Annotated in this window: 11 protein-coding genes; 3 read left to right on the forward strand and 8 right to left on the reverse strand. The window is 70.9% G+C overall.

From position 1 onward, the window contains the following. The first annotated feature begins 42 nt into the window (after window positions 1-42). Window positions 43-1,614: a sodium:solute symporter family protein gene (locus TN53_RS31710; RefSeq protein ID WP_046262186.1), complete on the forward strand. Its 1,572-nt coding sequence runs from the start codon at window positions 43-45 to the stop codon at window positions 1,612-1,614. A gap of 155 nt (window positions 1,615-1,769) precedes the next feature. Here TN53_RS31710 and TN53_RS31715 read toward each other — a convergent pair whose 3' ends face one another. The 5 genes from TN53_RS31715 to TN53_RS31730 form a co-directional block, all read right to left on the reverse strand. Beyond that, window positions 1,770-2,885, reverse strand: coding sequence for an ADP-ribosylglycohydrolase family protein (locus TN53_RS31715; protein ID WP_046262187.1), 1,116 nt, complete (start codon window positions 2,883-2,885; stop codon window positions 1,770-1,772). Window positions 2,886-3,020: 135 nt separating this feature from the next. Beyond that, window positions 3,021-3,164 (reverse strand): hypothetical protein, encoded by a 144-nt coding sequence (locus TN53_RS48545; RefSeq protein WP_234441743.1) that lies wholly within the window; start codon window positions 3,162-3,164, stop codon window positions 3,021-3,023. Window positions 3,165-3,173: 9 nt separating this feature from the next. After that, complete coding sequence (locus tag TN53_RS48550) at window positions 3,174-3,326, reverse strand: hypothetical protein (protein WP_234441744.1); 153 nt, start codon at window positions 3,324-3,326, stop codon at window positions 3,174-3,176. An 18-nt stretch (window positions 3,327-3,344) separates the two neighbouring features. Beyond that, window positions 3,345-4,142 carry a DNA-binding protein gene (locus TN53_RS31725; RefSeq protein WP_046262188.1) on the reverse strand — a complete coding sequence of 266 codons (798 nt, stop codon included), beginning with the start codon at window positions 4,140-4,142 and terminating at the stop codon, window positions 3,345-3,347. A 225-nt stretch (window positions 4,143-4,367) separates the two neighbouring features. After that, window positions 4,368-4,547, reverse strand: a complete 180-nt coding sequence (locus TN53_RS31730) for a hypothetical protein (RefSeq protein WP_046262189.1) — start codon at window positions 4,545-4,547, stop codon at window positions 4,368-4,370. A gap of 45 nt (window positions 4,548-4,592) precedes the next feature. On the opposite strand from TN53_RS31730, the gene TN53_RS45765 reads away from it, so the two are divergent. Further along, the gene (locus TN53_RS45765; RefSeq protein ID WP_420719143.1) at window positions 4,593-4,742 is read left to right on the forward strand and encodes a DUF397 domain-containing protein; all 150 of its coding nucleotides are present in this window, start codon (window positions 4,593-4,595) and stop codon (window positions 4,740-4,742) included. Here TN53_RS45765 and TN53_RS31735 read toward each other — a convergent pair. Next, on the reverse strand, window positions 4,730-7,984 hold the full coding sequence (locus TN53_RS31735; protein ID WP_046262190.1) for an ATP-binding protein: 3,255 nt from the start codon (window positions 7,982-7,984) through the stop codon (window positions 4,730-4,732). The genes TN53_RS45765 and TN53_RS31735 overlap by 13 nt on opposite strands. Window positions 7,985-8,074: 90 nt before the next feature. Here TN53_RS31735 and TN53_RS31740 point away from each other — a divergent pair, with 90 nt between their 5' ends. After that, window positions 8,075-8,587, forward strand: coding sequence for a DUF2165 domain-containing protein (locus tag TN53_RS31740; protein WP_046262198.1), 513 nt, complete (start codon window positions 8,075-8,077; stop codon window positions 8,585-8,587). On the opposite strand, the gene TN53_RS31745 is transcribed toward TN53_RS31740, so the two are convergent. Both TN53_RS31745 and TN53_RS31750 read right to left on the reverse strand, forming a co-directional pair. Next, a complete protein-coding gene (locus TN53_RS31745; RefSeq protein ID WP_046262191.1) occupies window positions 8,564-9,109 on the reverse strand; it encodes a DUF4760 domain-containing protein in 546 nt (181 codons plus the stop codon). The genes TN53_RS31740 and TN53_RS31745 overlap by 24 nt on opposite strands. 36 nt (window positions 9,110-9,145) lie before the next feature. After that, complete coding sequence (locus TN53_RS31750) at window positions 9,146-9,706, reverse strand: L,D-transpeptidase (protein ID WP_046262192.1); 561 nt, start codon at window positions 9,704-9,706, stop codon at window positions 9,146-9,148. Between the last annotated feature and the right edge of the window lie 66 nt (window positions 9,707-9,772).

Here is a 9,772-nt window from a genome sequence, read left to right on the forward strand (position 1 = left end):
AGCGCCCACGATGAGCGCCGGGCTGACCCTGGGAGGGCGCACATGAACGGTCTCGACTGGGCCGTACTGATCGGCTATTTCGGCGTGATGGTCGCGATCGGCGTGTGGTCGCACAAGCGCGTGGACAACGTCAGCGACTTCTTCACCGCCGGCGGCAAGATGCCCTGGTGGCTCTCCGGCATCTCGCACCACATGTCGGGCTACAGCGCGGTGATGTTCACGGGGTACGCGGGCATCGCCTACACCTACGGCGTCACCTCCTTCGTGACGTGGTCCTTCCCCATCGCCCTCGGCATCGCGATCGGTTCGAAGCTGTTCGCGCCGCGCATCAACCGGCTGCGCTCGCGTCTCCATGTGGCCTCCCCGCTGGAGTACCTGAAGAACCGCTACGACCTCAAGACCCAGCAGGCACTGGCCTGGTCCGGCATGCTGCTGAAGATCGTGGACGTGGGCGCCAAGTGGGCGGCGATCGCCACCCTGTTGTCGGTCTTCACCGGCATCTCGCTCAACCAGGGCATCCTCATCACCGGCACGATCACCGCCGTCTACTGCACGATCGGCGGCCTGTGGGCGGACGCGCTGACCGAGCTCGGCCAGTTCGTCATCCAACTCCTCGCCGGTGTCGCGATGTTCATAGCCGTCGTCGCGAAACTCAACGACAAGGGCATCGGCTTCTTCGAGGCCTGGGACCGCCCGGAGCTCCAGGGCCACGGCGAGCCGCTGGTCGGCCCGTACGGCACGGTCTTCCTCCTCGCGTTCCTCTTCATCAAGCTCTTCGAGTACAACGGCGGCATGCTCAACCAGGCCCAGCGCTACATGGCCACCGCCAACGCGCACGAGGCCGAGCGCTCGGCACGACTGTCCGCGATCCTCTGGCTGGTCTGGCCGGTCGTCCTCTTCTTCCCCATGTGGATGTCACCGCTGCTGGTGCAGTCCCAGAAGCCGGACGGCTCCGACTCGTACGGCCTGATGACCGAACAGCTCCTGCCGCACGGCCTGTTGGGCCTGGTCATCGTCGGTTTCTTCTCCCACACCATGGCGATGTGCTCCTCCGACGCCAACGCCATCGCCGCGGTGTTCACCCGGGACTGCGCGCCGGTGGTGTGGCGCCGGGCGCGGGCGTGGAACGAGGGCCAGGGCCTGAAGGTCGCCCGTATCGCCACGGTCGTCTTCCTGGGCCTGTCGATGGCGGCGGCCACGCAGGTCAACTCGCCCGCCTTCAAGGACATCATCACGGTCGTCATCAAGTGGGTGGCCGGTCTGATGGGCCCGATGGCGATCCCGATGATGCTGGGCCTGCTCCGCCCCTTCCGCCGCTCCGGCCCCACGGCCGCGCTCACCAGCTGGTCGATGGGCCTGCTCGCCTTCTGGCTGGTCAACTACCCGATCAACTGGAACGTCGACGGCGGCGTCCCGCTCCAGTACCAGGTCTCGATCCCGCTCGCGGTGTCGCTGATCCTCTACATCCTGATCGGCTTCATCAAGCCGGAGGACACCCCGGAACGCCTGGCGATCATCGAGAAGATCAACACAGACGGCGACGGAGCGACCGCCGCCGCGGTTCCGGTGCCGGCGGGCCCGGTGGACGAGGTCGTACGAACGACGAAGGACTAGACAGGAAGAGCGCCCGACCACGGGGGGGGGACGGCTAGGTGGTGGGGACGGGAGTGATTGGCAGATCCGTCCCCTCTCCGAGCCGCAAACCCACAGGTCGCCGCCGATGGCCCTGGGACACATCTGCCAATCGTTAGCGCCGGGCTAGCCCCGGGCTAGCCTCGGGGGTATCTCGCCAGCCAGCCTGGGGAGGAGCCCGCCGGGCCGTGCAGTGCGGGGCCCTGGGTCATTTCCATGGCGAAGTCGTCCGCCAGTTCCAGCAGCGTGGGACGGCCCTCCAGTTCGGCCAGCCAGGCCGGTGGGAGGGCCGTTTCGCCGTGCAGGGCGCCGAGGAGGCCGCCGGTGAGGGCGCCGGCCGCGGCGGAGGGGCCGTCGTGGTTGACGGCGAGGCAGAGGCCATGACGGACGTCCTCGCCGACGAGGGCGCAGTACACGGCGACGGCGAGCAGCCCCTCGGCCGTCCCCTCCCCCATGAGCTCCCCGACCCGCTCCGGGGTCGGCATGCCCTGCCGTACGGCGCCCAGCGCGTGCTGCAACGCGTCCGAGACGGCCTGATGCCCCGGCCGGGCGGCCAGCAGCGCCAGCGCCCGCTGCACGGCCCCGTCGAGGCTCTCGCCGCGGGCCAGCGCGTGCACGATGACGGCGTACGCCCCGGCGCAGAGGTACCCGACCGGGTGCCCGTGCGTCTGCGCGGCGCACTCCACCGCGAGCTGTGCGACGAGCTGCGGCTCCCATCCGACGAGCAGCCCGAAGGGCGCGGACCGCGCGGCCGCCTCGGGCCCCGCCTCGCCGGGGTTCTTGGGCGCCTCGAGGGTCCCCATGTTCTCGTCGCCGAACCCGACGAGCAGGGAGCGGGTGGGGTCACGCCGGGCGTACAGCCACTCCTCCCTGGCGAGCCACCCGTCGTCCTTGCGCCGCTCGTCCGGCCCCCAGTCCCGCTGGGTGGCGGCCCATCTGAGGTACGCCCGGTGCAGATCGGTGGGCGGATGCCAGGCCCCGATGTCCCGTCTCACCTGGGCCCGTATGAGCCCGTCGACGGAGAAGAGGGTGAGCTGGGTGAGATGCGTGACGGCCCCGCGTCTGCCGTAGGCGGCCCCGAGATCGACGACGCCCTCGGCGCCGTAGGCCTCCCGGATCCCGTCGAGATCCAGCTGGTCGACAGGCGCCCCGAGCGCATCCCCGACGGCCGCCCCGAGCAACGTCCCCCGCACCCGGCCCCTGAAGTCCTGCTGCTCGACACGGCCCCATATGGCCCCGGCTGTCGCACCCACCAAGACCTCCCAGGCGACCGTCCGTATGTACGACGTCCTGCACTGTAATCGAATGAGGTTGACGGGTTCAGGGTGCAGTTTGTTATGCGGGGTGTGCCCTGGGTAGTCCCGGAGATCGCTTATCAGCCCAGTCGGTCACCACCCCGCCTCCTCCTGGGCCGTCTCCCGGATCGCGTTGATCTCGGCGACGGCCGCTGCCGGGTCCTGCTCCCCGGCGTCCACGATCGCCTCAAGTTCCCGCAGGCGGGCGGCGCGCAAGGGATGCCGCTCGATCGCCACGAAGACGGCTCAGGAGTGTACGAAGGCGCGCAGCGGCGCCAGGCTCTGGGTCTGCTGGGCGTTCGTCGTGGCCTCGAACAGGTGCTGGGTGAGGGCCGGGACCCGGCTCGGAACGATGCGCTCGACCGCCGCCCGCAACGCCTCCGGCGTGGGCTCGGGCACGGGAATCAGCATCGGGCTCTACGCCGCTCCGGCCAGACGGCAGTCCCGGCACTGGCCCGGCTCCGGGGACCGGAAGGGGCGGTCACAACCGTCGCAGTCCTGGAAGCGATCCGGGCGGACGCTGGCCGAAGGGGGCGGCGACGCGGGGTGGGGCGTCGGCACCGGGAGCGAGGGAGGCAAAAGCTCTCGGAGGCGGCACGCGAGGAACGCCGCCGGGTGCCTGATCGGGTCCTGCGGCAGACCGCTCGTCAGGGCCCGCTCCACGGCGGTGGGTCCCACCCCCCGCTCAAACCACGCCGAGACATCCGGCACCAGTCGTTGTACGTCCCGCTCTGACAGCAGCAGACGAGAGTCGTAGGTGCGCAAGCGGGTCAGGAGACCGACCGCGGGTGTCCTCCCGGGCGCGGACGCCTTCGGCGGAGCCGGGACCGGCACGGTGGGTTCAGCAGCCGGAGCCGTCGCGGTCCGCGGCCTGTTGTACGAGGTCGTCCGGGTCGTCACTTGCCCCGATTGAAGACGCTCCCTGGCACGCGTGAGGTATCCGTGTTCCTCCAACTCCCGCAGCGCGGCGGCGATCCGGATCTCCCCTTCCGGGAACTTCCCCGCCAGCGTCTTGATCCCGATCGACGCCCCGGCGGGCAGCGACTGGATGTGGACCGCGAGGCCGATCGCCGTCAGCGACAGGTCTGGGTGCTGGAGGAGGTGATTGCCCACCACGGTGAAGTTCTCGGTGTGGGGTTCATTCTCGTGGATGACACCGGAGTGGGAATGCCGGGTCTTCGCGGGCGCGGGCGCGCTAGGGTGCTTGTCAGTCATCGGGAAGCGTCTTCTTCCTAGGTGATCAGGCCCTCGCAGCGGGATTGCAGTCCCCGCGAGGGCCGAAGTACGTCTGGAGTTGTTGTCGCAGACGCTGCACCACAACCACCCCGCCGCGCCAGCCGAGTTGGGCATATTCACTCCGGAGAGTGATCGCCGGGGACGGCAGGGGTGGGTTGGGTTCTTTCCCCGGTTCTTTGGTTTTTGATGTCGCGCCCGACCGGGTCATGACGCACCGCGATCCGGTGCCAGCTCCGCCCATACGGTCTTGCAACCGGCGACCCCCTGGTCGACACCCCAGCACTCCGCGTACGCCGCCACGATCCGCAATCCTCGCCCGGACTCCGCGTCGTCGTTCACCGGGTCGGGGATACGCGGGATCCGGTCGCCGAAGTCCCTTCCCATGACCCGCCCGTGCAGCCGTGAAGTGGGTCATGAGCAGCTACAGCAGTGACGACGGCCCTGATTGCGTCGAGGTGCCATATCCCCCGCCCCTCCCAACCCACCGTCTACGTCCGTGACTCCAAGGACCAGGAAGGCGCCCGGCTCGCCTTCGCCGACGACGCCTGGTCGGCGTTCCTGGGCACCTACTCCGCATAACGCGCCGGCACCGCGTCCCTCGCCTCCACCACCCGCTCCAGACAGGCTGTGGTCCGGAGGACGTCCGCGCCCGCGCTGTCCCTCAGGTCCGTGAGGATGGACGCCAGCTGGGCCAGGTGCAGCCAGTCCGGGTTCAGGGCCAGTGTCTCCGCGAGGCCCTGTTCGGCGGTGGGTGGGTCGGAGAGGGCGCAGCCGGTGAAGCAGTGGGCCTGGGCGCGTCGCAGGGGGCTCAGGTCCGTGTCCTCCCGTACCAGGCGGGCCAGTTCCCGCCAGAGCGGGGCCGCGGCGGGCAGGCCTTCCGCTCGGCTCACGGTCAGCGCCACCTCAAAGAGGCCCGCGACCGGTTCGCCGCCGCCCTCACGGAACTTCTCGGCGGCGCGGTGGGCCTCCGCCCAGCGGCCCGCGTGGCGATGGAGCTCGGGGGCCCAGTCGTCCATGTCGTCGGTGAAGCGGGCCTCGGCCTCGTCCCAGCGCTCGCACAGGACCAGCAGCTCGACGGCCGTGCCGCGGGCCCAGTCCCGTTCCGTACCCAGTGACACACAGCGGTCGAGGTCCGCGAGCGTCTGGTCCGTACGGCCCGTCGCGAGGCCCACACGGGCGCGTTGGGCGTACGCCCAGCCGTAGTCGGGGGACAGGGCGAGGGCCCGGTCCAGGTGCCGGAGCGCCTCGGCGTGGTCCTCGCGGGCGCGGTGGACCGTGCCCAGGATCGCCCAGGAGCTCGCGTCCTCGGGGTCCTGGTCCAGGCAGTGCCGCAGGGCGGCGGTCGCCTCGTCGTGGCGGCCCGCGTCCAGGTACTCCGAGCCGAGTTCACGGCGGATCCACAGCGCGTCCGGGGCCGCCGCCACGGCCGCCTCCAGGTCGGCGAACTTGCCCGCCTCGTCGCCGATCAGGTCCTTCGCCCGGGACCGCATCGCCAGCGCCCAGGCGTATCCGGGGCGTAGCTCGATCGCCCGGTCGAGGTCTGCCGCCGCCTCCTCGCCACGGCCGAGTTCACCCAGCGCCGCGCCCCGGCTCGCCCACGCCGAGGCGTGGTCCGGGTCCAGGGTGGTCGCACGGCCCAGCTCGGTGACCGCATCCTCGTGACGGCCCGCCAGACGGTAGTTGTCGCCCCGCTCCGAGGCGACCCAGGCCACATCGGGGGCGCGGCTGACCGCGAGGTCGAAGTCGGCGTACGCCTGCTCCAACTCGCCTCGGCTGAACCGCAGTCGGGCTCTGCGGATCAGTGTCCACAGGTCGTCGTCGATGGCGAACGAGCGGTTGAAGTCGGCGAGTGCCTCGTCGTACCGCCCGAGCACATGGCGGCACACGGCCCGGCCGGTCAGGGCCCCCGCGTCGGTCGGATCGAGGGCGAGGGCGCGGTCGAAGTCGGTGAGGGCCTCCTCGTAGCGGCCCGCCATCCGGTAGGTCTCCGCGCGCTCGGCGATGATCCAGCCGGTGTCGGGGGACAGCGCGTCGGCGCGGTCGAGGGCGGTCAGGGCGGCCGGGTAGTCGTCCATGAGCTGGAGGGTGAGGCCCCGCCCGTAGTGGGCGAGGGGGGCGTCCGGGTCCAGCTCGATCGCCCGGTCGTACTCCTCCAGCGCCCGCCCGTACTCCCCCTCATGGCGCCACTCACGGCCCCGCAGCGCGTGCGCCGCCGCCCGGCCGCGCGGGTCCAGGCCCGGGCGGGTCAGGAGAAGGTCCAACGCGCGGGCCAGACCGGACTCGTCGTCGAGGGCCTCGCCCAACTCCCGTCCCCAGTCGGCCGACTGAGTGTGGTCCGTGTCGCCACCCGCGTCCTGGAGCATGCGGGCCCAGCGGCGGCCTTCGACCTCGTCCTCGCGGCAGGCCTCGACGAACAGCCGTAGCGTGTCGGCGAGGGCGGCCGTCGGCCGGGCGCAGAGCAGGTGGTACGTCTCCTCCAGGCGCAGGGCGCGCCACTCCTCGTCCGCCCAGAGGTCCTCGGCCTCCCTGCCCTCCCCCACGTCCTCCCGCCACTCGGCGAACGCCGCCGCCAGCCGTCGGTGCCGCTCCCGCCACCGTCGCGGATAGTGCAGCCGCTCCTGCCGCAGCATCGGTTCCCGGACGACATCGTGGTAGCGGACGCGCCCGCCGCGCTCCCCCACGAAGGGCAGCCCGCGCAACCACCGGTACTGCGCGTCGAGTTCACCGTCCGGGAGATCGACCAGGACCCGGAAGACATCGCCGTCCAGCCGGCGCGGCAGCGCGCAGAGCCGGGCGACCTCATGGCGGACCTCGGGCTCGGCGCGCAGGAACCGCTGCACGGCGTCGGCGCTGGGGTCCTCGATCTGCTCCGGGTCACCGGGCCGCTTCTCGGCGAGGGTCGACACCAGGACGGGCAGCCCGCCGGTCAGCCGTAGCACCTCGGCGACCACCGGCTCGGCCACCACGCCTTTCCCGGCGAGGAGTTGACGCGCCTCGGACTCGGTGAAAGGGGCGAGCGGCAGCTCCACGACCCCGTCGACCCCGTTCCAGCGACCTGCCGGCAGGGGTAGTTGACCGGCGGTGACCACGACGACCTCGTCCGGCGGTCCGCCGTGCTCGTCCCGCTTCCTGACCATGTCGTGCAGCCACGGATCGAGGAACGGCCCGGTCCGTTCGTAGGTGTCGAAGAAGAGGACGATCCGCGGTACAGCTGAGGCGGCGGTGCGCAGTTCGCGGAGCAGGACCGGGGTGAGCGCGCCCTCCGGGTGCAGGACGAGGTCGATGTCGTCGGCATTGCGGAAGCGGCTGCTGAGGCCGGCCCGCAGCCGGTCCGCGCCCTGGGCGATCAGGTCGGCGGGCAGGGCGCGGGTGAGCAGGGCGGATCCCGGCACGGCACTCTCCAGCACGCCGATGCCCACCTCGACGGCGGCTCTGCTCCCGGCGGACGCGGGCTCCGGCTCCTGTGCGCGCAGCGCCGCCTCCGCCTCCCTGCGCCGCTCCCGGTACACGGCCAGACGGCGTTCTAGTGCCTTCATTCTCCGGCCTTGCGCGGCGAACTGACGGCAGATCACCTCCAGCGCGTCCGGCACGCTTCCGGCGTCCTCGTCGACATACGCCGTGAGCGCGCCGTGTTCCCGGGCGAGCCTCTTCAACTCCTCGACGAGGAACGTCTTCCCGACGCCTGAGTCACCGTGCACATGGAACCGGCGGCGGTGGTCCGAGGCGCCCAGCGGAAGATCCAAGTTGCGCAGGAACACGGCCCGTTCGGCCTCCCGGCCGACGAACCGGGCCCCCGGCTCCCCCTCACACGGCTGCGCCATCCCCGTACGTCCCCTCGCTGTGGCGGCTCCCCGTCATTCTGGCTCAATGCGTACGGCGAGGCTTCCCCCTCACAGGGAAAAATGATCGCCATGGCCACCACACCCCCACGCAGCGCACTCCACCTCACCAGCACCCTGCTCACCGCGACCGTCGCCCTCTACATGGCGCTGGTCGCTTTCGGGAACATCACCGACTTCGGCACCAATCAGGCGTTCGTGCAGCATGTTCTCGCCATGGACACCACGTTCAAGGACGACGACCTGATGTGGCGGGCCGTCACCAGCGAGGGGCTTCAGGACACGGCGTACGTCGCGATCATCGTCTGGGAGACGGTCGCCGCGCTGGTGCTGGTCTACGGGACGTGGCTGTGGTTCCGGCGGGACGACCGCGCCGCCCGCCGCTTCTCCACGTATGGCCTGCTCATGGTGATGCTGCTCTTCGGTGCCGGGTTCATCGCGATCGGTGGGGAGTGGTTCTCGATGTGGCAGTCGCAGGACTGGCACGGGCTGGACGCGGCGCTGCGGGTGTTCGTGCTGAGCGGGGTCGTGCTGCTGGTCGTGCAGCTGTCCGGGGGTGACTCAGCTCATCAGGCCAAGACGTGAGCGTCTGCGGCGGATCTCGGTCATCCGGTCGCGGACGTGGTCCGCCGGCAGTTCCTCCGCCAGCCGGGCCAGCTCCTCGAATATCGTCATGTAGTTGCCGCCGCCCGTCTCGCCCCGCAGCTCCCGTTCCCGCTCCACGAACGGCCGGACGGCCTTCCAGACGGAGATGATCCGGGTGCGCAGGATCGTGACCAGCAGGGTGTCGTCGAGCAGTCCGAAGACGGCGAGGTTGGCGAAGGACTGGTAGTAGTACACGACGCCGTAGAAGGCCTCCTTGGCCTCGGCGGGCAGTCCGCGCACTCCGTCCGCCGGGTCGTGCTCGGCGCCCAGGCGCAGGCACACGTAGTCGTGCTGCTCGTGGAACTCGGCGGACCGGAACTCCGCGAGCAGGTCGATCACCACGGATATGTGGTTGGCGTGGTTCGCGATGCGGGCCTGCCGCGCGCTGAACACGACGGAGGTGACCACGGCGATGACAGCGATGGCCGTGGTGGCGACGTTGAAGACGACGGAACTGTCCATCCGGTCACCGTACGGAGCCGTGCGGCCCGGCGGGGGCTACTTGACGACCACGACGGCGGTGCCCGTCTCCCCGAACGTCCACAGTGCCGAGCCGTCCGCCTTGCCCATCCGGATGCCGCTCGTCTGTGTGCCCGAGGCGACCGCGGGGGGCGATGAGCCGTCCACCGCGTTGGAGAAGGCGATGGAGAGGCCCGACTTGCTGGCGAAGTAGACGATGTGCTCGATCTGGACGCCGTCGGAGCCGGTGGTGGCGTCGCGGCGCACGTCGACCTTGTAGCTGCCGGGGTCGGGGCTCACCGTTCCCGGCCAGACCGGGAAGGTGCGCTGGGCGGCGTCGCTCGCGTCGACCAGCCAGACCCTTTTCGCGGCGAGGGAGTAGACGACACGGCGGCCGGTGCCGGAGTCGTCCGGTACCGCGGCGGCCGTCGACTTCGTGGGGGACGCCGAGGGCTGCGCCGAGGCGGAGGCGCTCGGGCGAGGGGCGGTGGCCGTGGGCTTGGTGCCCTCGTCCGCCTTGACGGCGAGGACCGCGACGGCGGCTATCGCCCCCACCGTCAGACCGGTCACCCAGACCTTCGGGGCAGGCACGGCACGCATCTCCTCAGCTACGACCCCTCCGTACGAACAGGGCTCCGATCATCGTACTGCGACCCACCCCGAGCT

The sequence above is a fragment of the Streptomyces sp. WM6386 genome (genome assembly GCF_000972385.1).
Taxonomy (GTDB): Bacteria; Actinomycetota; Actinomycetes; order Streptomycetales; family Streptomycetaceae; genus Streptomyces.

Excerpts from the sequence above, each read along its gene's own strand:
- TN53_RS31710 (WP_046262186.1), top strand. The coding sequence starts at position 43 with ATGAACGGTCTCGACTGGGCCGTACTGATCGGCTATTTCGGCGTGATG.
- TN53_RS31730 (WP_046262189.1), bottom strand. The coding sequence starts at position 4,547 with ATGGGAAGGGACTTCGGCGACCGGATCCCGCGTATCCCCGACCCGGTG.
- TN53_RS31745 (WP_046262191.1), bottom strand. The coding sequence starts at position 9,109 with ATGGACAGTTCCGTCGTCTTCAACGTCGCCACCACGGCCATCGCTGTC.
- TN53_RS31750 (WP_046262192.1), bottom strand. The coding sequence starts at position 9,706 with ATGCGTGCCGTGCCTGCCCCGAAGGTCTGGGTGACCGGTCTGACGGTG.
- TN53_RS31740 (WP_046262198.1), top strand. The coding sequence starts at position 8,075 with ATGGCCACCACACCCCCACGCAGCGCACTCCACCTCACCAGCACCCTG.
- TN53_RS31725 (WP_046262188.1), bottom strand. The coding sequence starts at position 4,142 with ATGACTGACAAGCACCCTAGCGCGCCCGCGCCCGCGAAGACCCGGCAT.
- TN53_RS31735 (WP_046262190.1), bottom strand. The coding sequence starts at position 7,984 with ATGGCGCAGCCGTGTGAGGGGGAGCCGGGGGCCCGGTTCGTCGGCCGG.